The 23,402-nt window shown below is 59.0% G+C and carries 17 protein-coding genes; 10 read left to right on the top strand and 7 right to left on the bottom strand.

The annotated features are described in order from the left end of the window. Window positions 1-57: 57 nt before the first annotated feature. The 3 genes from Q1A63_RS18360 to Q1A63_RS18350 form a co-directional block, all read right to left on the bottom strand. A complete protein-coding gene (locus tag Q1A63_RS18360) occupies window positions 58-1,449 on the bottom strand; it encodes an ATP-binding protein (RefSeq protein WP_299632343.1) in 1,392 nt (463 codons plus the stop codon). Next, window positions 1,436-2,641, bottom strand: a complete 1,206-nt coding sequence (locus tag Q1A63_RS18355; RefSeq protein ID WP_299632342.1) for a hypothetical protein — start codon at window positions 2,639-2,641, stop codon at window positions 1,436-1,438. The genes Q1A63_RS18360 and Q1A63_RS18355 overlap by 14 nt, the downstream gene beginning before the upstream one ends. A gap of 409 nt (window positions 2,642-3,050) precedes the next feature. After that, entirely contained in the window at window positions 3,051-5,345 is a 2,295-nt protein-coding gene (locus Q1A63_RS18350) for an adenosylcobalamin-dependent ribonucleoside-diphosphate reductase (protein WP_298973455.1), read from the bottom strand. Window positions 5,346-5,436: 91 nt separating this feature from the next. Here Q1A63_RS18350 and Q1A63_RS18345 point away from each other — a divergent pair, with 91 nt between their 5' ends. After that, the gene (locus tag Q1A63_RS18345; RefSeq protein WP_298973452.1) at window positions 5,437-5,910 is read left to right on the top strand and encodes a DUF1489 domain-containing protein; all 474 of its coding nucleotides are present in this window, start codon (window positions 5,437-5,439) and stop codon (window positions 5,908-5,910) included. A gap of 3 nt (window positions 5,911-5,913) precedes the next feature. Here Q1A63_RS18345 and hisG read toward each other — a convergent pair whose 3' ends face one another. From hisG to hisS, 3 genes are read right to left on the bottom strand one after another with little or no spacing between them, the layout of a single operon-like run. Beyond that, the gene (hisG, locus tag Q1A63_RS18340) at window positions 5,914-6,606 is read right to left on the bottom strand and encodes an ATP phosphoribosyltransferase (protein WP_298973449.1); all 693 of its coding nucleotides are present in this window, start codon (window positions 6,604-6,606) and stop codon (window positions 5,914-5,916) included. Beyond that, a complete protein-coding gene (locus tag Q1A63_RS18335; protein ID WP_298973447.1) occupies window positions 6,603-7,685 on the bottom strand; it encodes an ATP phosphoribosyltransferase regulatory subunit in 1,083 nt (360 codons plus the stop codon). The genes hisG and Q1A63_RS18335 overlap by 4 nt, the downstream gene beginning before the upstream one ends. Next, window positions 7,682-9,340, bottom strand: a complete 1,659-nt coding sequence (gene hisS, locus Q1A63_RS18330; protein ID WP_298973445.1) for a histidine--tRNA ligase — start codon at window positions 9,338-9,340, stop codon at window positions 7,682-7,684. Before hisS ends, Q1A63_RS18335 begins: the two co-directional genes overlap by 4 nt. Window positions 9,341-9,470: 130 nt before the next feature. Between hisS and Q1A63_RS18325 the strand changes: the two genes are divergently transcribed. Next, entirely contained in the window at window positions 9,471-9,665 is a 195-nt protein-coding gene (locus Q1A63_RS18325; protein ID WP_298973443.1) for a SlyX family protein, read from the top strand. Here Q1A63_RS18325 and dnaE read toward each other — a convergent pair. Further along, on the bottom strand, window positions 9,662-13,162 hold the full coding sequence (dnaE, locus tag Q1A63_RS18320) for a DNA polymerase III subunit alpha (protein WP_298973440.1): 3,501 nt from the start codon (window positions 13,160-13,162) through the stop codon (window positions 9,662-9,664). The genes Q1A63_RS18325 and dnaE overlap by 4 nt on opposite strands. Before the next feature lie 221 nt (window positions 13,163-13,383). On the opposite strand from dnaE, the gene xdhA reads away from it, so the two are divergent. From xdhA to Q1A63_RS18280, 8 genes are all read left to right on the top strand, one after another. Next, a complete protein-coding gene (gene xdhA, locus Q1A63_RS18315) occupies window positions 13,384-14,757 on the top strand; it encodes a xanthine dehydrogenase small subunit (RefSeq protein WP_298973437.1) in 1,374 nt (457 codons plus the stop codon). Continuing rightward, complete coding sequence (xdhB, locus tag Q1A63_RS18310; RefSeq protein ID WP_298973435.1) at window positions 14,754-17,057, top strand: xanthine dehydrogenase molybdopterin binding subunit; 2,304 nt, start codon at window positions 14,754-14,756, stop codon at window positions 17,055-17,057. Before xdhA ends, xdhB begins: the two co-directional genes overlap by 4 nt. Further along, window positions 17,057-17,992, top strand: coding sequence for a xanthine dehydrogenase accessory protein XdhC (xdhC, locus tag Q1A63_RS18305; RefSeq protein WP_298973433.1), 936 nt, complete (start codon window positions 17,057-17,059; stop codon window positions 17,990-17,992). Before xdhB ends, xdhC begins: the two co-directional genes overlap by 1 nt. Then, window positions 17,989-19,503 carry an ABC transporter ATP-binding protein gene (locus Q1A63_RS18300; protein WP_298973431.1) on the top strand — a complete coding sequence of 505 codons (1,515 nt, stop codon included), beginning with the start codon at window positions 17,989-17,991 and terminating at the stop codon, window positions 19,501-19,503. Before xdhC ends, Q1A63_RS18300 begins: the two co-directional genes overlap by 4 nt. Window positions 19,504-19,575: 72 nt before the next feature. Next, window positions 19,576-20,658 carry an ABC transporter permease gene (locus Q1A63_RS18295; RefSeq protein WP_298973429.1) on the top strand — a complete coding sequence of 361 codons (1,083 nt, stop codon included), beginning with the start codon at window positions 19,576-19,578 and terminating at the stop codon, window positions 20,656-20,658. Then, entirely contained in the window at window positions 20,658-21,578 is a 921-nt protein-coding gene (locus Q1A63_RS18290) for an ABC transporter permease (RefSeq protein WP_298973426.1), read from the top strand. The genes Q1A63_RS18295 and Q1A63_RS18290 overlap by 1 nt, the downstream gene beginning before the upstream one ends. 52 nt (window positions 21,579-21,630) lie before the next feature. Then, the gene (locus Q1A63_RS18285) at window positions 21,631-22,710 is read left to right on the top strand and encodes a BMP family ABC transporter substrate-binding protein (RefSeq protein ID WP_298973423.1); all 1,080 of its coding nucleotides are present in this window, start codon (window positions 21,631-21,633) and stop codon (window positions 22,708-22,710) included. 195 nt (window positions 22,711-22,905) lie between these two features. After that, on the top strand, window positions 22,906-23,370 hold the full coding sequence (locus tag Q1A63_RS18280) for a cupin domain-containing protein (RefSeq protein ID WP_298973419.1): 465 nt from the start codon (window positions 22,906-22,908) through the stop codon (window positions 23,368-23,370). Window positions 23,371-23,402 lie beyond the last annotated feature (32 nt).

Genomic DNA, 23,402 nt, shown 5'->3' with positions numbered 1-23,402 from the left:
GGAAAAGCCCGGTCGCCTTCGAACGAAAAGTGGCCTAAACGAGCACTTGGGGCGGCACTAAAACGCGACAGGTCCAGCGTTATCCCTTTGTGGTATGTAGTTGTGGGCCTCCTCGCAGACAATCATTACTGGCACATCGTTTAGCACTTCTTGGCCCTGGCGTAACTTCGAATAGTGGAAGCAGAAATCGAAGATTAGCCGCGATACCAAGCTTACGGTAATGCTCAGCACCTCAAATGGGATGCCGCTTAGATCAACTATGGTGACATTCGCTTGATTGAGGTAACCGATGAATTGCTTCATGATGTGCTCGAAGTCATCAGTCTTGAAAGAACTCCCATCAGCTTTGGTGGTCTGAAGCAAAAATCGCAGTCGCTTGTCCGAAAGCTTCGTTTCAAGTCGCGAGACGAAGCGGTTAAACTCTCCATTGAATGGCCCAACGGTTGCCTTAGTGGCATTGGCTGTGGATGGCGGGACGAATGTGCAGGAGGTATCGAAATAGTGGTCCTTACGATCGTTGATCAATGTCCCATCGGATAGCTTAGGCTTATTTTCACCCTCCAGCCGGCCGATGACCTCACGGTTCATGTTTTCAATATAGCGGTATACCTCCTTAATTGAGAAATAGACCGGCGTGTCGTATGTCATTTCCTTAATTGCCGAGTTGTGTTTCTCCTTGTTCAGGATGACAGCTTGCTTGAATTGACTGACTTGGTTGTGAGAGTTCTGTTCGTTGCTTTCGATGAACATGCTCTCCAGCTCTTCGGAGTTCATTAGCCAGTACGGCAGGCACAAGGTATCTATATCCAACCGATTTAGGGTGAACGACTGTTCCTCTGCCAGCGTGAATGCATCCGTGTACTCATCATGGATATCGAAGATCACTACGTGAGAGTTGTTCTGCTTATTAAGGTTTGTATTGGCCCCATCGGCAATGCCCACAACGTCGTGAAGAATCCTGGCAACAGTGCAGGACTTCCCGGAGCCAGTAGACCCAACTATGGCGATATGCTTACTAAAGAAGCGATCTCCATGGACTCTGAGGGGCGTTGCTTTGTTGAGAGATAGCATGCCGAGGGGAAATCGATAGTTGGCATCCTCAGCAAACAACTTGTCGAGTGTATCCTTCTCTGCCGGGAAGGCTGGTTCAGTCGGAACTGGTAAAAGAACACTGGCACGTTCAAAGGTCTTGTCGTCGATGAGTGTCCCAACAGCCTGACATTGAATATGAAACTGCCACTTCGGCTTTGCCTCAGCGTCCTCTCCAAGGACGCCGCGAACGTTTTGAATAGTGGCGACAGTATAGTCATTGTTTCCTTGCGCGATACGCAAGTAGCGCCCGACTTGAAGAGCCGCTTTGTGGTCCTCGAAGACCTGTAAGCCGTCAACGAGGACAACTATAGCCTCAGGGGAGCACGATAAAACCTGACCAATGCTATTCGTGGACATCACTTACTCCCATGACGTACTTCACTTCCTTCATCGTGGTGCCAGACAACCGTTCGGCGTTTATGTCCTCCGTTCCGAGCCCTTCGCAGCTCGGTTCGCCAATGATGAAAAGATCGTCGCATTTTCTGTCGTTTAGCGTTTCACCATGGTCATCGTAGCTCAAAATACGGATATGGAACTCTCGTCGGATCTCTCCGCCAGCAGTTTTTGAGACCAAGGGGTCACGAAAGAAGTGGGCTTTTTCGAATTGTGTTCCAACATAGCCATCTGTTGACACAATGCCTTTCGCAAACAAGCGAACCTGAATACCCTGAACTTCATCTCTCGTCGCGCGGAGGCACAGGATGGGTGTACGGATATGAGCAGGCTTGAAGTGATACTTGCCGATGTAGTCGCTTATGAAAAGGACGACTTCCGTCTCGTAGTCTTCAATTCTTGAAGGGTCGATGACAAAATAACGAAGACGCGCGTTTTTATTGAGTTGAACTTTGAGCTGTTTGCGCTTGGCCTGAAGGAGCTTTTCTCGCGACCTTAGTGCAAGTGTCCAATGGGAGATGGCAGTTGTTCGGATGCTCTTCAGTTTCGAAAGAAACTGTCTTTTGGAGATCTTCCGCTTGGCTTGGTCGTGCTTCACGCTGAGCGATGCTACAATCTGAATTGCGTTTGGGTATGCAAGGGTTTCGATGTCGTTTGCGGCAAACCCGTTGTACCCTAACTCTGCACTGACCTCCGTGACCAGTTCATCGTAGCTTGGTCCAAATTCCATCGTGAATTTTTTTTCAAATCCATCAAGGTCAACCGACGACGGAAGCGAGGTGATGTATTTTTGGAGGTTCTTGTCCTTGGATGATAGGGCGGCCTCAAAGGTTTCTTTTCCCACGGTGGGATATGGCGTCACGACGCCGGCGAAGTGGGCAAATAGTACATAGCGAATGCTCTCTTCTGGATGGTCTGAAAAATGATTGAGCATTTGGAGCAGAGGCTTGTAAACTGCGCTGGCCGTAAACGACGTATTCGTCTCGTGGTACTTACATTGGATTGCAGTTGTCGCTTCCGGCGATATGACTTCGATATCCTCGGCAATGCCTTCGACGGCAATCGTATGATCGTTCTCTGCGCTTAAAATCTCTTTGATGGTCTTATTGAACTGATACAAGAAACCTTGGATTGTGTAGTCAGCAGTCCGCGACATGGTTTGCGTTTTCCTTTCACCCGCATCCAGCGCTGGCTAAGCTAAAATAAATCAAAAAGAATTTTTGCCGCCAAAACTTGGGCGGTACATGCCGATAAGCTTGTCGCCTTCTCGCTCTGATTGCAAGGCTTACTCGTGAGGGATGCCAGAGCAGATGAAAGTCTGCTTTGAGGCTTGCTATATTTCAAGTTGGCGACAGCAGCGAACGGCTCCTTTCCGCCGAATCCGCAATAAAACTAAAGCATGTGCGGTCCCTATAAGCCGCAGTTCCCGGGTACTTGCCAAACAATAAAGCGGCCTCGGTAAGACTCGAGGCTTCACTTTCGTATCACTTGTCAAAATGACCTATTGAAACGTTTAGGTAATGTCTTGTGACACGCCACAGCCACAACAATTACCTCCCAGCTGGCTAACTACACTTGGAATACCCACAGCTCCCACAGGTCATGCAGCCCTCAACCATGCGCAGATCGTATTGGCCGCAACTGCTACACGCCTGACCGCGCGGTGCATCCAGGCCAACAACCTGCGCCTGCGGGTCGGACTTCAAGCCCATACCCTCACCTTCGATGAAGCCTGTTGCGATCATATGCTGTTCGATCACACCGCCAATCGCCGCGAGAATTGAGGGAATGTATTTCCCCTGCATCCACGCCCCGCCACGCGGATCGAATACGGCCTTTAGCTCCTCGACCACGAAAGAGACATCACCGCCCCGACGAAACACCGCCGAAATCATCCGTGTCAAGGCGACAGTCCACGCAAAGTGCTCCATGTTCTTGGAGTTGATAAACACCTCGAAGGGCCGCCTGCGCCCGCCCATCACAATGTCATTGATGGTGATGTAAAGAGCATGTTCGCTGTCGGGCCATTTGACCTTGTAGGTATTGCCCTCCAATCCATTCGGTCGATCCAGCGGTTCTGACATATAAATGACATCGCCATGCGGCGTTGCTGGCTCTGCGTCTGAATTTGTGATGACTTCCGGTGCGTCGGCCGACGGCTTTTCCTCCGATACACTCAAAACAGAGCCGGTGACGGCATTCGGCCGATAGGTGGTACAGCCTTTGCAGCCTGTGTCCCAGGCTTGCATGTAAACATCTTTGAAGGCGTCGAAACTGATGTCTTCCGGGCAATTGATCGTTTTGGAGATTGAACTGTCCACCCATTTTTGGGCAGCGGCCTGCATCTTTACGTGATCTGACGGCGCCAAGGTCTGGGCGTTCACAAAATAGTCGGGCAGTTCGGCCTCCCCGAATTTCTCGCGCCACAGGTTCACCGCATAGTCCACCACTTCTTCTTCGGTACGTGATCCATCCTTTTGCAGGACCTTGCGGTTGTACGCATAGGCGAACACCGGCTCGATCCCGGAAGACACGTTGCCCGCATAGAGGCTGATCGTGCCGGTCGGCGCAATCGACGTTAGCAGCGCGTTGCGAATACCGTGTTTGCGGACTGCATCACGTACATCATCGTCCATCGCCTGCATGGTGCCCGACGCCAAATAGGCCTCAGCGTCAAAGAGCGGGAAAGCGCCCTTCTCCTTCGCCAAATCCACCGACGCCAGATATGCGGCGCGGGCGATCCGGTGCAGCCAGCGCTCGGTCTGACGCGCCGCCGCGTCGGACCCATAGCGCAATCCCACCATCAAAAGCGCATCCGCCAGACCTGTCACCCCAAGGCCGATCCGCCGTTTGGCCTGCGCCTCGCCCGCCTGCGCGTCCAGGGGGAACCGCGACACATCGACGACGTTGTCCATCATGCGCACCGCCGTGGCGACCAGATCGCCAAGCGCCGCTTCATCCAGCGCCGCAGCGTCTTCAAATGCGTTCACCACCAACCGCGACAGGTTGATCGATCCCAGCAAACAGGCGCCATAAGGCGGCAAGGGCTGCTCGCCGCAGGGGTTTGTCGCGGCAATGGTCTCGCAATACTTCAGGTTATTGGCGTCATTGATCCGGTCGATGAAAATCACACCGGGCTCTGCATAATCATAGGTCGCCTGCATGATGCGGTTCCACAGATCGATCGCCTGGACCGTGCGATAGACCTTGCCGTCGAAGATCAGATCCCAGCTCGCATCAGCCTTCACCGCTGCCATGAACGGGTCTGTGATCAGGACAGACATGTTGAACATGCGCAAGCGCGCGGGGTCGGATTTGGCGGCGATGAAGTCTTCGACGTCCGGATGATCACACCGCATGGTGGCCATCATCGCGCCACGGCGAGAGCCTGCGGACATGATTGTCCGGCACATCGCGTCCCAGACATCCATGAAGCTCAAAGGCCCGGAGGCATCCGCGGCCACCCCTTTAACATCCGCACCCTTGGGCCGGATCGTCGAGAAATCATAGCCTATGCCGCCGCCCTGCTGCATGGTCAGGGCGGCCTCTTTCAGCATGTCAAAAATACCTGCCATGCTGTCCGGCACCGTGCCCATCACGAAGCAGTTGAACAATGTGACCGACCGCGCCGTGCCAGCACCCGCCGTGATCCGCCCGGCAGGCAGATATTTGAAGTCCTCAAGCGCCGCGTAAAACCGCTCTTCCCAGACACTCGGGTCCTTCTCAACCTGCGCCAGATCCCGCGCAATACGTCGCCAGGTGTCTTCAACCGTCAAATCCTTCGGAGTGCCATCCGCCTCTTTGAAGCGGTATTTCATATCCCAGATCTGTTCGGCGATGGGCGCCGCAAAAGCTGACATCTATGCTGTCTCCTGCTGAGTTATCCACAGATCGCTGTGGAAAAAACTACTAACCATTGAGGCTTTGAAGTTACGAACTACAATATACAGCATGAGCAAGCAGAATCAATCAATGGCGAAGCAGCAAAAACGCGACCAATCGGTGGTCAATCTGATCAAGCTCTCGGTCGGGTCGGACAATGTGGAAAGCCTGATCGCCTGGCAAGCAACGAAACGTGCGCAGGGCGGCGACGGTTTGCCGCGTCACATCACCCGTATGTGGCCCAAACGCGAGGCGGAAATTCTCAACGGCGGCTCCATCTATTGGGTCGTGAAGGGCGTTGTGCAGTGCCGCCAGAAGGTGCTCCGCCTTGACGAGGTGATCGGTAACGACGGCATCCGCCGCTGTGCCATCGTGCTGGACCCAGAAGTGATCCGCACCCAAGGCAGCCTCAAGCGCCCGTTTCAGGGCTGGCGTTACCTGCCGGTCAGCGACGCGCCACCGGACTTACCGAAAGGTCGATCCTCCGAAGAACCGCTACCGGTGGAATTGAACCGGGCGCTGGCGGAGATCGGTGTGCTCTGACGGCTACCCCGACAGCCGCTCGACAAATTCCGAAATTACCCCGCGGTCTGCTTCAGCAACCTCCGCGGTTCGGCTGCGCCACAGCGTGGCCTGCGACCGCAGGATGGGCTCTTCGATCAGAATCTTCAGGTGATTGGCGCGCAACGTCTCACCGCTGGAGGTGATATCGGCGATGGCCTCTGCGGTTTCATTGGCCACCGTGCCTTCGGTCGCGCCCTGACTATCGACTAACGCGTAATCCGCCACCCCGCCATGACGCAGGTATTCACGCACGAGGCGGTGGTATTTGGTCGCAATCCGCAGCCGCATGTTGTGCACGGCCCGAAATGCCGTTGCCGCCGCATCCAGATCATCGAGTGTATCCACATCCACCCAGGCCTGCGGCACCGCCAGAACGAGATCTGCCTGCCCGAACCCCAATTCCGTCATGGATTCGATTTGCTGCTCCCACAGGGGCAACTTTTCCTGCACCAGATCGGTGCCCGTGACGCCGAAATGGATGCGCCCCGCCGCTAATTCCCGCGGCACCTCGCCTGCTGAAAGCAAGACCAGCGACACACCCTCGATCCCTTCAACGGCCCCGGCATACTCCCGATCCGACCCGGTGCGCGTCAGCACAATCCCGCGCTCGCCAAACCAGTCGAATGTCTTTTCCATCAACCTGCCCTTGGACGGGACAGCCAGTTTGATCGTCATGGCCGCGCCTCCAGTTCCAACATCAAGCCAGGCCGCAGCACACCGCCAACAGCGGGAATTTCCGTCCCCTGCCCCAGACGCCGGGTCAGCGCGTCATACCGGCCGCCGGTAGCAATGGCGGGTTGGTCGGGACGCGCCGGGTTGAAGAAACCAAAGACAAACCCGTCGTAATATTCCATGGATGTCCGCCCGAAATTAGCCTCGAATGGCAGGCTTTCGATGTCCACGCCCCGCGAAGCAAGGGCGTCGGCCCGTCTGGAAATACGCTCCACCGCGCTGGCAATCGACGCCAGATCAACCGCGATGTCGCGCAGATGCTCCAACGCAAAGGGAATGGTTTCCCGGACATTCAGCAGGGCGTCCAGCAGGTCGACTTCCCCTGAACTGAGCGATGGTGCCCTGGCATCTGACCGCAGCCTCTCGACCCGCGCCAAGATTTCACTGGCGGAGCGTTTCCCGATCAAAGGTGCCTCGATCCGAACATCGGCTTTTGCCAGCAAATCCTGACGTTCTTGCGACACGGGCACGCGGCCTGCATATCGGTCCAGCAACGCCCGGAACCGGCGCGGCCGCCAGATGTGACGCAAAAGCGCTGCCTTACGCGCTTCGGTCGTGCGCAACCCCTGCACCGCTGCCATCAAGACGCCAATGTCACCGGTGGCAGCGCGCAGGTTCAACGGCGCGGTCACATCCGACATCAGGGCAAAGACCTCGGCATCCGCTGCCGCTGGATCGGCGCGATCAAACACCTCATAGCCCACTTGAACGAACTCGTTGGCCCGGTCGGGATCATGCTCCTGCCGCCGGAAAACCTCGCCAGCGTAGGTGTAGCGCGCAGGCTCGGCCCCATGCGCCATATGCATCTGCACAACCGGCACGGTGAAATCCGGGCGCAACATCTGCTCACCCCGCAACGCATCCGAGGTCACATAGGCGCGCGCGCGAATGTCCTCGCCATAGAGGTCAAGCAGGGTGCGTGCTGGCTGAAGGATCGGTGTTTCCACCGGCTGCGCCCCGGCATCTTCGAAATACCGGCGCAGTTCAGCCGCCCGTGCAAGGGTCTCGGCCCGGGTGATCATGGCCCCGCGTCGCCCGCCGCCTGATCATGTTGCGCCAGAATCTCACGGACTTTCGCGATCAGCTGATCGCGTGGCGCCTCAAACTGGCTGGGGCGGTCTTTCCATTCCTCCAATGTCGCGCTTTCGGCAATTTTTGCGCCCAAGATCAGATCCTTGATCTGAACGACACCTTTGGCTTTTTCATCGCCGCCCTCGATCACCGCCGCGGGGCTGCCTCGACGGTCCGCGTATTTCAGCTGATTGCCGAAGTTTTTCGGATTTCCGAGGTAAACCTCCGCCCGGATGCCCGCGCCGCGCAGTTCTGCCACCATCGCCTGGTAATCCGCCATCCGGTCGCGGTCCATGACCGTCACGACCACCGGCCCAGGCTCAGACACCTGCATCCGGCCTTTGGCATGCAGGGCCGCGAGAAGACGGTCGACACCGATGGAGATACCCGTCGCGGGCACTTCCTGCCCGGTAAAGCGTTTAACGAGATCGTCGTAACGCCCGCCACCCGCGACAGAGCCAAAGTTGCGCGTGCGGCCTTTCTCGTCCTGAATGTCGAAAGTCAGTTCGGCCTCGTAGACCGGACCGGTGTAGTAGCCGAGACCCCGGACCACCGAAGGGTCGATGATGATCCGGTCGGGGCCATAGCCGCCTGCTGCAAGAAGCTGGGCAATTTGGTCCAGTTCATAAACGCCGGTCTTACCTTCTGAGCTTTCAGATACGAGTTCGCGCAGATGACTCAGCGCTGCACGATTCCATAGCTCGTACTCTTCAGGATCGGAATTCGTCCCTAGAAATGAATCAAAGGGACGCTCACCCGCGATGGCGGCAAATCGTAGTGTGGTGCCGGTCTCTGTTTTTAGGTCCTGCCCTAGGTCTCGCAACCTGTTTTTCACGGTTTCAGATGCCGTTGCGAAAGCCATGATTTTCTCGATTTGGTGCCGTTCAAGACAAGCGCCTTTGGTGAAATCCCCGCTCTCGTCTTTGCGGCCTTGACCCAGCAGGGCGCGTACACCCTCGGGACCCAACCGGTCCAGTTTGTCGATGGCGCGCAGCACGATGCCACGCTCGCGTTCTTTGTCGTCGCCGGAGAGGCCAGCGACTTCGAGCACGCCGTTCAGCACCTTGCGGTTGTTCACGCGGATCACGTAGTCGCCGCGCGGGATGCCGACCTCTTCGAGGCAATCGGCGAGCATGGCGCAAATCTCTGCATCTGCGGCCACTGACGGAGCCCCTACGGTATCCGCATCACACTGATAAAATTGACGAAAACGGCCAGGGCCCGGCTTTTCATTGCGCCAGACAGGGCCCATGGCATAGCGACGATAAGGCTTGGGCAGGTCGTTCTGATGTTGCGCATAGACCCGCGCCAAAGGCGCCGTCAGATCATAACGCAGCGCCAGCCAATCACCGGGTTTGTCGCCTTCCGCGTCCTCCTGCCAGGCGAACACACCTTCGTTGGGGCGGTCCACATCGGGCAGGAACTTGCCCAGAGCCTCGACGGTTTCCACCCCGGAGCTTTCAAAGGCATCAAACCCGTAGCGATGATAGACCCCCGCAATCGCGCGCAGCATTTCGGTGCGCTGTGTCACTTCAGCACCGAAATAATCACGGAAACCCTTGGGCGTCTCTGCCTTGGGGCGCGGGGTCTTCTTGGGCTTGGCCATGGATCTACCTTTGGCTTTTGGGTTCGCGCGCGGTCTAGCGGATGGGGCTGGTACAGACAAGGCGGCGATGCGACCTCTTTATCGCATCCACACCGCGTGGTAGGCGCAGGGCGTCAAAAAGGACATCGCCATGGAAAAGCTCGAAGAACAGATTGCGCATTTGACGCGGACCGTCGATGACCTCTCCGATGTGGTTGCCAGACAGGAAGCGGAGATTGCGACCCTGACACGCCGTGTCCACATGCTGATGCAGCGCGAAGGAGAGCGCGAGGCGCAATCCTCAGGGGGCATCGTGGTGGGCGATGAGCGCCCGCCGCATTACTAGAGGTCCTCCACCTCCAGCACACCGGTCAAGGATTTGATCGCCCCCTTGATTTGTGGGTTCACCACAAAGTCCTGCCCCAGTGCGACCTCGACCTCGCCCGGTAGGGTCGGGTCCATCAGGCAAAACTCAACCGGCCCACGCCCGGCGGTTTTGACCGCATTGGCCGCGCCTTCAAGCACACTGGCCACGGCTGAAATCGCTTCCGGTGCGTCCACAAAGACCTTGATCCCCATACTGCCTGCATCCGCTGCGACGGCATCAATGGGCGACACCGACCGCGCCAGCAGCTTCAGCTGATCCGCCTCCAGCGTCGCCTCCACCGCCACCACGACCTTGGCGCCGGTTTCCAGATGTTCCCGGGATTTCTCAAGCGTTTCAGAAAAGAGCGTGACCTCATAGGCACCCGTTGTGTCGGACATCTGGCAAAATGCGAACCGGTTGCCACGCGCCGATTTGCGCTCCTGCCGTCCGGCAACAACACCCGCCAGTTTTGCGTTCATCGGCCCGCTTTCAGCTTTGGCCATGACCTCATCCAGCGTCAGGATGCCCTTGCGTTTGAGCGGCCCCATATAGTCATCAAGCGGATGGCCGGAGAGGTAAAAGCCCACGGCCTTGAATTCTTCGCTCAGCCGTTCGGCGGGCAACCAATCATCTACGGGATGCAACCTCGGTTCGGGCAGGTCATCGCCCGCCTCGCCGAAAAGCGACACCTGGTTGGAGGCTTTCTGCTCGTGAATGGCAGCAGAATATCCGACCAGCGGATCGAGTGCGCCGAACACGCGGCGGCGGTTTGGATCCAACTGATCGAAAGCGCCGGACCGCGCCAGCATCTCCAGCGGGCGTTTGCCAACGCGCTTCAAATCCACCCGGCGGGCGAGATCAAAGAGCGTGGTAAAGGGTTTATCCCCCCTGCCGTCCGTGATCAGTTTCATCGCCTCAACACCGACGTTCTTGAGCGCGCCCAATGCATAGACCAGCGCGCCATCGACCACTTTGAACGTGGCATCAGAGCGGTTCACGCAAGGCGGCACCCAAGGCAGTTCCAACCGCTTGCGCACCTCTTCGAAGTAAACGGCGAGCTTGTCCGTGAGGTGGATATCGCAGTTCATCACCCCGGCCATGAATTCCACCGGATGGTTGGCCTTGAGCCAGGCGGTTTGGTAGCTGACGACCGCATAGGCCGCGGCATGCGATTTGTTGAACCCGTAGTTGGCGAATTTCTCCAACAGGTCGAACACTTCGGTGGCCTTTTTCTTGTCCACCCCGTTTTCCTGCGCGCCCTTTTCGAATTTCGGGCGTTCCTTGGCCATCTCCTCGGCGATCTTCTTGCCCATGGCGCGGCGCAGCAGATCCGCGCCGCCCAGGCTGTAGCCCGCCATGACCTGCGCGATCTGCATCACCTGTTCCTGATAAACGATAATGCCTTGTGTTTCTTCGAGAATATCGTCGATCAGCGGGTGGATGGAGGTGCGTTCTTTCAGCCCGTTCTTGACCTCGCAATAGGTCGGGATGTTTTCCATCGGGCCGGGCCGGTAGAGCGCCACAAGCGCCACGATATCCTCGATGCAGGTGGGTTTCATGCGCTTGAGCGCATCCATCATGCCCGAACTTTCCACCTGAAACACCGCAACCGTCTTGGCGGAGGCATAGAGCTTGTAAGAGGCTTCATCGTCCAGTGGGATGGTGCCAATATCGTCTTCCAACCCTTCGGGCGGCTCAAAGAGCTCCGTCCCATCTGCAGCGATGTGCAGATGCCGGCCCGAGGCCTTGATCTGATCCACCGCATTCTGGATCACGGTCAGCGTTTTCAGGCCCAGAAAATCGAATTTGACCAACCCGGCCTGCTCCACCCATTTCATGTTGAACTGGGTGGCAGGCATGTCCGAACGCGGGTCCTGATAGAGCGGGACAAGCGCGTCCAGCGGCCGGTCCCCGATGACCACACCCGCCGCATGGGTCGAAGCGTTCCGCAGCAGCCCCTCGACCTGCTGGCCGTATTCCAGAAGCCGCGCAACAACCTCTTCGTTGCGCGCCTCTTCACGCAGGCGCGGCTCGTCGGCCAGCGCCTTTTCGATGGATACGGGTTTGACGCCCTCCACCGGGATCATTTTGGACAATCGGTCCACTTGACCATAGGGCATTTGCAGAACACGGCCGATATCACGCACCGCAGCCTTTGACAAAAGCGCACCAAAAGTGATGATTTGGCCTACCTTGTCGCGGCCATACTTGTCTTGAACGTACCGAATGACCTCTTCCCGCCGATCCATGCAGAAGTCGATATCGAAGTCAGGCATGGATACCCGTTCGGGGTTCAGAAACCGCTCAAACAGCAGGTTATAGCGCAGCGGATCGAGGTCCGTGATGGTCAGCGCATAGGCCACCAGCGAACCCGCACCCGAACCCCGCCCCGGCCCCACGGGGATGTCATTGTCCTTGGCCCATTTGATAAAATCCGCAACGATCAGGAAGTAGCCGGGGAACCCCATCCCCTCGATGATCCCCAGCTCGAAATCGAGCCGCTTTTCATACTCATCAACGCTAGCCGCATGCGGGATGACCGCCAGCCGATCCTTGAGGCCCGCATGGGATTGCTGGCGCAGCTCCTCAATCTCATTATCCGCAAATTTCGGCAGGATCGGATCGCGCCGATAGGCCTGAAACGCGCAACGCTTTGCGATTTCAACCGTGTTCTCGATCGCTTCAGGCAGATCGGCAAAGAGCGTCACCATTTCGGTCTGCGACTTGAAATAGTGCTGGGCGGTCAGACGGCGGCGCGCATCCTGCTGATCGACATAGGCCCCTTCGGCAATACAGATCAGCGCGTCATGTGCCTCATACATCTCAGATTTGGGGAAATAGACATCATTTGTCGCTACAAGCGGCACATCCATCGCATAGGCCATCTCGACAAACCCGCGCTCCGTCAGACGCTCCGCTTCCGGCTGCCCCCCCTCGTTCGGATGACGCTGCAATTCAACATAGAGCCTGTCGGCAAAGACGGATTTCAACCGGTCCATCAGATCCTGTGCCGCGGGGCGTTGCCCGGCTTGCAGCAACTTGCCTACGGGTCCCTCCGGCCCACCGGTCAGGCAGATCACATCCGCCGCATGGGCCTGCAATTCATCCAGCGAAACCTGCGGCAAAGCCCCGCCCTTGTCGATGTAGAGGCAGGAGTTAAGCTTCATCAGGTTCTCGTACCCGGCCTCTGACTGTGCCAGCAACACCAGTGCGGCAGGCGCGCGGGGCTTCTCGCCCGGGCGGGTCTCGACATAAGCAACATCCACCTGGCAGCCGAGGATGGGTTGCAGCCCGGCGCCGGACATCGCAACTGAAAACTCCAGGGCAGCAAACATGTTGTTGGTATCGGTCAACGCCAGCGCCGGCATCTGCGCATCGGCGCATAATCCGGGCAGTTTCTTCAGACGCAGCGCCCCTTCCAGCAGGGAGTATTCCGAGTGGCTGCGCAGGTGAATGAATCGGGGAGATGTGCTCATGCGTCAAACCTAGATCAGCCATGTCCGACCCGCCAGTACCAAGAATGGGCCACGCGTAATTTTAGACATTGAGCCTGCTGCGCGCGCCGGGCGGACGCCTTTTCCCTTGCAAATCAACTGCGCACCCGCTTAGCCTTTGGATCGTCCTACTCGTCTGTCGTTCTACGCCGCATCGAACGACGGGCATCAAGAGCCCCTGGTACCGCGGCGGATCTGACCGAATGGAGATAACGTTTCGCCTGAACGGAGAAACAGTGGTGCTGCGAGATGTGGCGCCGACCACCACCCTGCTGGACTGGCTCAGAGAGGCGCGCGGACTGACAGGCACCAAAGAGGGCTGCAATGAAGGTGATTGCGGGGCGTGTTCGGTCATGATCACGGATGCGCTCGGTGCTCGGACATTCAATGCCTGTATCTTGTTCCTGCCGCAGTTGAACGGCAAAGCGGTGCGCACCATCGAGGGGATCGCCGCGCCAGATGGCGCGTTGCATCCGGTGCAGCAGGCGATGATTGATCATCATGGCAGCCAATGCGGATTTTGCACCCCGGGATTTGTGGTCTCCATGGCCACGGCCCATTTGAACCATCGCAAGGATCATGACACGCAGCTTGCAGGCAACCTGTGCCGCTGCACCGGATATGCCCCGATTGTGCGCGCCGCGGAGGCGGCAGAGGCAGCACCCGTCCCCGATCATATGCGGGATGCGCCGGTCGCAAAATCCAAAAACAAAGGTAGCGATGCCCTATTCCAACCCGAAACCAGCGATGATCTAGCCACCTGGTATCAGGCCCATCCCGATGCCACCCTGATCGCCGGTGCAACGGATGTCGGTCTTTGGGTGACAAAGGAATTCCGTCCACTTGGCCCTGTGGCGTTTTTGAACGGATGTGCCGACCTGCGCGGCGTCGCGCGGACGGACGACACCATTCGCATCGGCGCGATGACGACGTTGACCGAACTGGAAGATGCCATTGCCCCGCATCATCCCTCATTCGCCGAGTTGATCCGGCGCTACGGGTCGGTTCAGGTGCGCAATGCCGCCACCATCGGCGGGAATATCGCCAATGGCTCGCCGATTGGTGACGGCCCCCCGGCACTGATCGCGCTGGCCGCGCGCGTGCACTTGCGGTTGGGAAGTGAGCGGCGGAATATGCCGCTCGAAGACTTCTTTATCGATTATGGCAAGCAGGATCGCCGACCCGGTGAATTCGTCGAAGCCATCACAATCCCGCGCGGCCCGGACTACCTGAAGTGCTACAAGCTGTCAAAGCGCTATGATCAGGACATCTCCGCCGTTTGCGGATGCTTTTCGATCGCCACGGAAAACGGGCGCGCCACTGCGGCCCGTATTGCATTTGGTGGCATGGCTGGCATCCCGAAACGGGCAGCTGGTGCCGAGGCGGCCCTGATGGGCGCGCCCTGGTCTGAGGCGACCGTGCGCGCCGCGATGCGGGCCATGGCATCGGACTTCGAGCCCCTGTCAGACATGCGCGCCAGCGCGACCTACCGGATGAAAACGGCGCAGAACATGCTGCTGAGGTATTGGCATGAGGATCAAGGCGTTGCAGCAAATGCGCTTGAGGTGATGCCATGAGCGTGGCCAAGCCCCTGCCCCATGATGCCGCCGCTTTGCACGTGACGGGAGCTGCACGCTATATCGACGATATCCCTGTGCCGAAGGACGCGTTGCATCTGGCGTTTGGGATGTCGCACGTGGCAGCGGGACGGTTGAACGGGATCGATCTGGCTGCGGTGCGCGATGCCCCCGGTGTGGCTGCCGTGTTGACCGCCTCGGACCTGCCCTTTGACAATGACGTATCGCCGTCGAACCACGATGAACCGCTGCTGGCTACGAACCGCGTGCACTACGTGGGGCAGCCGCTCTTTGTGGTGGCCGCAAGCTCGCATCTGGCCGCAAGACAGGCCGCGCGGTTGGGGCAGATCGACCCCACCGAGACACCCGCGATCCTGACCATTGACGATGCGATGGCGCAAAACAGCCGTTTTGAGGACGGCCCCCGTGTCTACACCCGCGGCGATGTCGAGGCGGCCTTGCCGCAAGCATCCCACCGCATCACAGGCCGGTTGCATGTGGGCGGGCAGGAGCATTTCTACCTCGAAGGCCAGGCCGCGCTCGCGCTGCCCCAGGAGGGGGGCGATATGGTCGTGATGAGCTCCACCCAGCACCCCACAGAAATCCAGCACAAGGTGGCAGAGGCCCTGGGCAAACCCATGCACGCCGTCCGCGTGGAAACCCGGCGCATGGGCGGCGGGTTTGGCGGCAAGGAAAGTCAGGGCAATGCGCTGGCCGTGGCCTGCGCCGTGGTGGCCGCGCAAACGGGACGCCCCTGCCGGATGCGATATGATCGGGATGACGACATGATCATCACCGGCAAGCGCCATGATTTTCGCATCGATTACACCGTGGGCTTTGATGTCGATGGCAGGATCGAAGGCATTGATTTCACCCATTATGCACGGTGCGGCTGGGCGCAGGATCTGTCGCTGCCAGTGGCGGACCGGGCCATGCTGCACGCCGACAATGCCTATTTCCTGCCCGCCGTGCGCATCACCAGTCACCGGCTAAAAACCAATACGCAAAGTGCCACGGCCTTTCGCGGGTTTGGCGGGCCGCAGGGGATGTTGGGGATCGAGCGGGTCATGGACCATATCGCCACACATCTGGGGTTGGATCCCTTGGCGGTGCGGCAGAAAAACTTCTATGCCTTCGGCGAGGATATTTCCGGCCAGAAGAAACGCAACACCACGCCTTACGGTCAGGAGGTCGAGGATTTCGTCCTGCCCAAGATGATCGAGCGCCTTGTTGACAGCAGCGACTACGCGGCGCGGCGCGCATCGGTCTTGGACTGGAACGCGCAAAACCCTGTGTTGAAAAAAGGTATCGCGCTGACGCCCGTGAAATTCGGCATTTCATTTACGCTGACACATCTCAATCAGGCGGGTGCGCTGGTGCATGTCTATCAGGACGGCTCCATCCATCTGAACCACGGTGGCACCGAAATGGGGCAAGGCCTGTTTCAGAAGGTTGCCCAGGTCGCCGCCGCGAGGTTTGGTGTCGATGTGGGGCAGGTGAAGATCACAGCGACGGATACAGGCAAGGTGCCCAACACCTCCGCCACGGCGGCCTCTTCCGGCAGCGATCTCAATGGGATGGCGGTGCAGGCCGCCTGCGACACGATCCGCGCGCGCATGGCCGATCTGCTGGCCGAACGGCATCAGTGCGAGGCCATGGACGTCCGGTTCGTGGGCGGCGAGGTGCTGGTGGCGGGAGCCACGTACAGTTTCGCCGAAGTTGCCCAGATGGCCTATTTCGCGCGTGTGAGCCTGTCGGCGACCGGGTTTTACAAGACACCCAAGCTGGAATGGGACCGGATCAAGGGCGAAGGTCGCCCATTTTTCTACTTCGCCTATGGCGCCGCGGTCACCGAAGTGGTGGTCGACACGCTGACCGGGGAAAACCGCATCCTGCGCGCTGATATCCTGCATGACGCGGGCGCATCGCTGAACCCCGGCATTGATATTGGCCAGATCGAAGGCGGGTATGTGCAGGGCGCAGGCTGGCTCACAACCGAGGAACTTGTCTGGGACGACGCCGGACGTTTGCGCACGCATGCGCCCTCGACCTACAAGATCCCGGCCTGTTCCGATCGCCCTGATATTTTCAACGTCGCGCTCTGGGACGGCGAAAACCGCGAGGAAACCGTTTACCGATCCAAGGCGGTGGGCGAGCCGCCGTTGATGCTGGGCATCTCCGCTTATTCGGCCCTATGTGATGCGGTGCAATCCTGTGGCCCACACTACGCCGATCTGCAGACACCCGCGACCGCTGAGGCTGTTCTGGCCGGCGTTGAGCGGGCACGGGGAGGCATCTGATGTCTTTTGACCGCGCTGCATTGATCGAGGCCTGCCGGGCGCATGGCAGGGTGGCGCGTGTGGTGGTCGCCAGCGTCAAAGGCTCCGCGCCGCGCGAGGTGGGGGCGTCCATGCTGGTGTGGCGCGATGGACAATCCGGCACAGTTGGCGGAGGTGCATTGGAGCACGCCTTGACGCAGGCAGCGCGCAGGCAGCTGGAAACCGGCGCGGATGCGGTAACACGCCACGCACTTGGCCCTGACATGGGTCAATGTTGCGGGGGTGCGGTGGAAATGCTGACGGAGTACTATGATTTGACGCGCGCGCAGGCGCTGCCGCAGGACATGATCGCCCGCGGCAAGGGGCCGGAACCGCTCAGCGTCACACGGGCACGCAGCCAGTTGCGCAACAGGGGCCAGCGACCCGTACCGACATATCGCGATGGTTGGGTGGTGGAGCCCATCAGCCAGCCCACGCGCGCGATCTGGATTTGGGGAGCGGGGCATGTGGGGCGGGCATTGATTGCTGTTTTGCACCCGCTTCCGGATGTTCAGATCACCTGGGTGGACACGCAATCCGAACGGTTTCCAGCCGACATGCCCGATGGCGTGACGCAGCTTTGCGCCCGACAACCCGCAGATCTGATACCCTATGCACCACATGATGCGGAGCATTTGATTGTTACGTTTTCACATGCGCTGGATCTGGAGCTGTGCCACCGATTGCTGGGGCATGGGTTCGCCTTTGCAGGCCTGATAGGGTCTGCGACGAAGTGGGCGCGGTTTCGCAATCGACTGCGCGACCTGGGGCATGGGCCTGACCAGATCGCCCGGATCACCTGCCCGATCGGACGACCGGAGTTGGGTAAGCATCCGCATGCGATTGCCATTGGCGTCGCCTCCGAGCTAATAGCGGCCCGGCAAGCAAAAACCACCGCATGGGAGACGCGCGCATGACTGCCCTACTGGCTCTGGATGGGCTGACCAAAGCCTACCCGGGCGTCGTGGCCAATGACACCGTGTCGCTCTCGATTGCACCGGGGGAAGTCCACGCCCTGCTGGGTGAAAATGGCGCGGGGAAATCGACCCTGGTGAAAATGATCTACGGGTTGGTGAAACCGGACCAGGGGACGATGCAGATGCACGGCGCGCCCTATGCACCGCTCGAGCCCCGCGCCGCGCGGGCTGCCGGTGTCGGCATGGTGTTTCAGCATTTTTCGCTCTTTGACGCCCTGAGTGTTGCGGAAAACATCGCCCTGGGCATGGAGAATGCGCCGAAACTGCGCGCCCTCTCCGAACAGATCAGAAAGGTGTCCGACACTTACGGGCTGCCGCTTGCGCCCGACCGGATCGTCGGCGATCTGTCCGCGGGTGAGCGCCAGCGGGTCGAGATCATTCGGTGTCTGCTGCAGGATCCCAAGCTGTTGATCATGGATGAACCAACCTCCGTTCTGACCCCGCAGGAGGTGGAAATTCTGTTTGAAACACTGCGCAAGCTCAGTGCAGAGGGCACCGCAATTCTGTATATTTCTCATAAGCTTGAGGAAATCCGTGCGCTCTGCGATGCCGCGACCATTCTGCGATTGGGAAAGGTTGTTGGGGAATGTATTCCGCGCGACACGACGGCACGGGAAATGGCCGAGATGATGGTGGGCAAGGTGCTGAGCACACCTTCCCGCCCCAGCGTCACTCTGGGCGACACGCTGCTGGAATTGCGCGGGTTGTCCCGGCCTTCGCCCTCGGCCTTCGGCATGCCGTTGCGCGATATCTCCGTGTCCCTGCGCAAGGGCGAGGTGCTGGGCATCGGCGGGGTTGCGGGCAATGGTCAAGATGAATTGCTTGCCGCCCTGTCGGGCGAAATGCGCGCGCCTGAAGGTATGGTTCATCTGAAGGGCGTGGACATCGGCGCTTTGGGTCCCAATGCGCGCCGAATTGCCGGTCTGCTGGCTGCGCCAGAGGAGCGGTTGGGACACGCTGCGGCCCCTGACATGTCGTTGACCGAAAACGCAATGCTGACCGGTGCCGCGCGCGAGCAGCTTGAAAAGAAAGGGTTTCTCAATTGGCCCGCCGCGCGCGGGTTTGCCGAGAGGATCATCGAAACCTTCGATGTGCGCACGCCCGGCGCGGGGAATGCGGCGCGTTCGCTGTCCGGCGGTAACCTGCAGAAATTCGTGATCGGGCGGGAAGTGTTGCAGCGCCCGGAGGTGCTGGTGGTCAACCAACCGACCTGGGGGGTGGATGCGTCTGCTGCTGCGGCCATTCGTCAGGCGCTGCTGGATCTGGCGACCGATGGGGCCGCGGTGATCGTGATCAGTCAGGATCTCGACGAGTTGATGGAAATCTCCGACCGCTTTGCTGCGCTCAACGAAGGGCGGTTGTCGGAACCTCGCAGCACGGATGGGCTTACGGTGGAAGAGATTGGCCTGCTGATGGGGGGCGCACATGGGATGGAGGTGGCGCATGTGTAGCCTGTTGCACCAAAAGAGTTTTCTTGCCTTCGGCGAGGATATTTCCGGCCAGAAGAAACGCGGGCCAATCTCATGATCCGGTTGGAGAAGCGGCCGCAGCCGAGCCGGTTTTTTGCGTATGTCACGCCTCTGCTGGCGGTTTTGGCGACATTTCTGTTTGGCGGGCTGTTGTTTGCGGCGCTCGGCAAGGACCCGGTGCAGTCGATCATGACGATTTTCTGGGAGCCCCTGTTTGGTGAGTTTGCGTTTTATTACCGCCCCCAATTGCTGATCAAAGGGGCGCCGCTGGTGTTGATTGCGATTGGGCTGAGCCTTGGGTTCAAAGCGGGCATCTGGAACATCGGGGCCGAAGGACAATATATCATGGGCGCGCTTTTCGGTGCGGGCATGGGGCTGGCGTTTTATCCAACGGAAAGCGTGCTGATCTTTCCTGCGATGGTTCTGGCAGGCGCCTTTGGCGGGTGGGCCTGGGCGATGATCCCGGCGCTTCTGAAGGTTAAATTCGGCACCAACGAAATCCTGGTCTCCCTGATGCTGGTCTATGTGGCGGAGCAGTTTCTGGCCTCCATGTCATTGGGGTTATTGAAAAACCCCGAAGGTTTTGGGTTTCCCGGCAGTCGCAACCTGCAACAATATGCGTCCGCGCATAATGCCGAGATCATCGCTGGATCGGGCATGCATTGGGGGGTGGTGGCCGCCCTGATCGCCGTGATTTTCGCTTATGTCCTCCTGGCGCGGCACCGGCTTGGGTTCGCGGTTCGCGTCACCGGAGAAGCGCCACGCGCCGCGCGTTTTTCCGGTGTGAACCCCAGTCGCCTGCTGCTCTTTTGTCTGGGCACCTCGGGCATGCTTGCAGGTCTTGCCGGGCTGTTTGAGGTTTCAGGTCCGGCGGGTCAGGTCAGCATCGATTTCAATGTCGGATATGGTTTTACCGCGATCATCGTAGCCTTTCTGGGTCGGTTGCATCCCATTGGCATCGTGCTGGCCGGGTTGCTGATGGCGCTGACCTACATTGGCGGCGACATCGCACAGAGCCAGCTTGGCCTGCCCGCCGCCGCCATTCAGGTGTTTCAGGGCATGCTGTTGTTTTTTCTTCTGGCGCTCGATCTTTTTACCAACTACCGGCTGCAGTTCGGCCGGACGGAGGCAGCGTAATGGATCTGTCCGTGATCAATCCGATCCTGCTGATCGCTGCTTTGATGAGCGCGGCCACGCCCATTCTGTTGGCGGCGACCGGCGAATTGGTAGTGGAACGCGCGGGCGTGCTGAACCTTGGGGTCGAGGGGATGATGATCCTCGGCGCCATTTGCGGCTTTGCGATTGCGGTGGAAACCGGCTCGCCGCTCACGGGCTTTATCGCTGCCGCCCTGGGCGGTGCCGTGCTGAGCCTGCTTTTCGCCTTTCTCACGCAGATCACACTGGCCAATCAGGTCGCGTCAGGGCTTGCGCTCACTCTTTTTGGGCTGGGACTGTCCGCCCTTCTGGGCCAGGGGTATGTGGGGATCAAACCCCCGCGCATGGCCGATTTCAATTTCGGTCCCTTGGCGGATATTCCCGTGATCGGCCCCATCCTGTTTTCGCATGATCCCATTTTGTATTTCGGCCTGCTGCTGGTCGCCATGGTCTGGGCGGTCCTGAAATTCACCCGCGCCGGTCTGGTCCTGCGCGCGGTGGGTGAAAATCACGATGCGGCCCATGCGTTGGGATACAAGGTTGTGCGCATCCGGACGCTGGCGATCATGTTTGGTGGGGCCTGTGCGGGCATGGGCGGTGCCTACATCAGCCTCATTCGCGTCCCGCAATGGACCGAAGGGATGACCGCAGGTGTCGGCTGGATTGCTCTCGCACTGGTGGTTTTCGCCAGTTGGAAGCCCTGGCGCGTGCTGCTGGGTGCCTATCTTTTTGGCGGGATCACACAATTGCAACTGAATCTGCAAGGCGCTGGCGTTGCCATTCCGGTGGAATATCTGGCAATGTCGCCGTATGTCATAACGATCATTGTGCTCGTCGTCTTATCTGCAGACAAGAGTGCTGCACCCGGCTCTCTGGGCCGAACGTTCCACGCCTCTCACTAGGGGCCAATCAACGCCTCAGTTAAGGGGCGGCTCAACATGGGGAAGACCTGAAATGAAAATCAAAACCCTTCTGGCCAGTGCCGCGGTGGCACTCGGCTTGGCCGCTGGCGCCTATGCGGATGGCCATGAGAAGACCAAAGTCGGCTTCGTCTTTGTCGGCCCAATCGGCGACGGCGGCTGGACATATGAACACAACAAGGGCCGTCTGGCGGTTGAAGAAGCCTTGGGCGATGCGGTCGAAACCGTCTACGTCGAGAACGTCGCCGAAGGCCCGGACAGCGAGCGCGTGATGACTCAGATGGCGCTCGATGGGGCCGACCTGATCTTCACCACCTCCTTTGGCTACATGGACCCGACGATCAACATCGCCGCGAAATTCCCGGATGTGAAATTCGAACACGCGACGGGCTACAAGCGCTCCGACAATGTCTCGACCTATTCGGCACGCTTCTATGAGGGACGCGCCATTCAGGGCCACATCGCGGGCAAGATGACCAAGTCCAACATCATCGGCTACATCGCCTCCTACCCGATCCCGGAAGTGATCCGGGGGATCAACGCCGCCTATATCCACGCGGCCAAGGTCAACCCAGATGTCGAGTTCAAGATCATTTGGGCCTACACTTGGTTCGATCCGGCCAAAGAAGCTGATGCGGCCCGCGCGTTGATCGAACAAGGTGCCGACGTGGTGTTGCAGCACACTGATTCCACTGCGCCACAGGCCGCTGCTCAGGAAGCGGGCAATGTGGTGACATTCGGTCAGGCCTCCGACATGGGCCAATACGCGCCTTTCCCGCGCGTCTCCTCGATCATCGATGACTGGGCGCCCTACTACATCGCGCGCACGCAGGCGGTGATCGACGGCACCTGGGAAAGCACCGACACCTGGGACGGCATCGGCGCTGGCATGGTAGCCATTGGCGAGATTTCCGACGCGGTGCCAGCGGATGTGAAAGAGGAAGCGCTGGCGATGAAGGCCGCGATTGCCGATGGCTCCTATCATCCCTTCACCGGCCCGCTGAAAAAGCAGGACGGCAGCGACTGGCTGGCAGATGGTGAGGTGGCCGATGACGGCACGCTCGCGGGCATGAACTTCTACGTCGAAGGTCTGACGGGCGAAATCCCGCAGTAAACTGCCACCACAGCGAAAATAGGAAAGCCCCGGAGTACCTTCCGGGGCTTTTTCGTTCCTGTGAACAGTCTCAACAATACTGCCATCGCCCCAATATCTCTGCGGGCAGGCGCCGATCCGTTCTGCGCCTTGATGACCACGCAGGCGGTGTTTGGTAAGCTATGTTCACAAATCATATGTGGAGCAAATGACGCTATGCCGAAGATCACTGGCCGTGAATGGTCCGAGCACGACGGCGCGCCAAATCCGATCTCCGGGCAGGATGATGGCCCTTATGCAGAAATTCATCTGGGCGATGCTGTGGGATTGACCCAGGTCGGTGTACGGCTGGAGCGGCTTCCTCCCGGTTCGCGATCATCGCATCGCCATTGGCACGAGACCGAAGACGAGTTGATCTATTTGATATCGGGAGAACTCGTGCTGATTGAAGATGAGGAAACCATCCTCAACGCGGGGGACGCTGCAGGATGGAAGGCCGGTGAACCGACAGCCCATTGTCTGGAAAACCGTTCGGCAGGGGACGCAGTGATGCTGGTTCTGGGCACGCGGGCCGAAGCAGGCGCGGTCCATTATCCCGATCACGATGTGATCAAACGGCATGACAAACACGGGGCAACCTTCACGCGGACTGACGGATCGCCGCTTGTCGGTAAATTCTAGACAGCAGCAAGGTCAGCGTTGCTAAAGGTGGT

Source organism: uncultured Roseobacter sp. (assembly GCF_947499265.1).
In the GTDB taxonomy this organism is placed as follows: domain Bacteria; phylum Pseudomonadota; class Alphaproteobacteria; order Rhodobacterales; family Rhodobacteraceae; genus Roseobacter.
This window is presented reverse-complemented; position numbering and strand designations above follow the sequence as displayed.

Bases quoted from the DNA above. Each gene is read 5' to 3' on its own strand.
- Q1A63_RS18360 (WP_299632343.1), bottom strand. From the start codon at position 1,449: ATGTCCACGAATAGCATTGGTCAGGTTTTATCGTGCTCCCCTGAGGCT.
- Q1A63_RS18355 (WP_299632342.1), bottom strand. From the start codon at position 2,641: ATGTCGCGGACTGCTGACTACACAATCCAAGGTTTCTTGTATCAGTTC.
- Q1A63_RS18350 (WP_298973455.1), bottom strand. From the start codon at position 5,345: ATGTCAGCTTTTGCGGCGCCCATCGCCGAACAGATCTGGGATATGAAA.
- Q1A63_RS18345 (WP_298973452.1), top strand. From the start codon at position 5,437: ATGAGCAAGCAGAATCAATCAATGGCGAAGCAGCAAAAACGCGACCAA.
- hisG (WP_298973449.1), bottom strand. From the start codon at position 6,606: ATGACGATCAAACTGGCTGTCCCGTCCAAGGGCAGGTTGATGGAAAAG.
- Q1A63_RS18335 (WP_298973447.1), bottom strand. From the start codon at position 7,685: ATGATCACCCGGGCCGAGACCCTTGCACGGGCGGCTGAACTGCGCCGG.
- hisS (WP_298973445.1), bottom strand. From the start codon at position 9,340: ATGGCCAAGCCCAAGAAGACCCCGCGCCCCAAGGCAGAGACGCCCAAG.
- Q1A63_RS18325 (WP_298973443.1), top strand. From the start codon at position 9,471: ATGGAAAAGCTCGAAGAACAGATTGCGCATTTGACGCGGACCGTCGAT.
- dnaE (WP_298973440.1), bottom strand. From the start codon at position 13,162: ATGAGCACATCTCCCCGATTCATTCACCTGCGCAGCCACTCGGAATAC.
- xdhA (WP_298973437.1), top strand. From the start codon at position 13,384: ATGGAGATAACGTTTCGCCTGAACGGAGAAACAGTGGTGCTGCGAGAT.
- xdhB (WP_298973435.1), top strand. From the start codon at position 14,754: ATGAGCGTGGCCAAGCCCCTGCCCCATGATGCCGCCGCTTTGCACGTG.
- xdhC (WP_298973433.1), top strand. From the start codon at position 17,057: ATGTCTTTTGACCGCGCTGCATTGATCGAGGCCTGCCGGGCGCATGGC.
- Q1A63_RS18300 (WP_298973431.1), top strand. From the start codon at position 17,989: ATGACTGCCCTACTGGCTCTGGATGGGCTGACCAAAGCCTACCCGGGC.
- Q1A63_RS18295 (WP_298973429.1), top strand. From the start codon at position 19,576: ATGATCCGGTTGGAGAAGCGGCCGCAGCCGAGCCGGTTTTTTGCGTAT.
- Q1A63_RS18290 (WP_298973426.1), top strand. From the start codon at position 20,658: ATGGATCTGTCCGTGATCAATCCGATCCTGCTGATCGCTGCTTTGATG.
- Q1A63_RS18285 (WP_298973423.1), top strand. From the start codon at position 21,631: ATGAAAATCAAAACCCTTCTGGCCAGTGCCGCGGTGGCACTCGGCTTG.
- Q1A63_RS18280 (WP_298973419.1), top strand. From the start codon at position 22,906: ATGCCGAAGATCACTGGCCGTGAATGGTCCGAGCACGACGGCGCGCCA.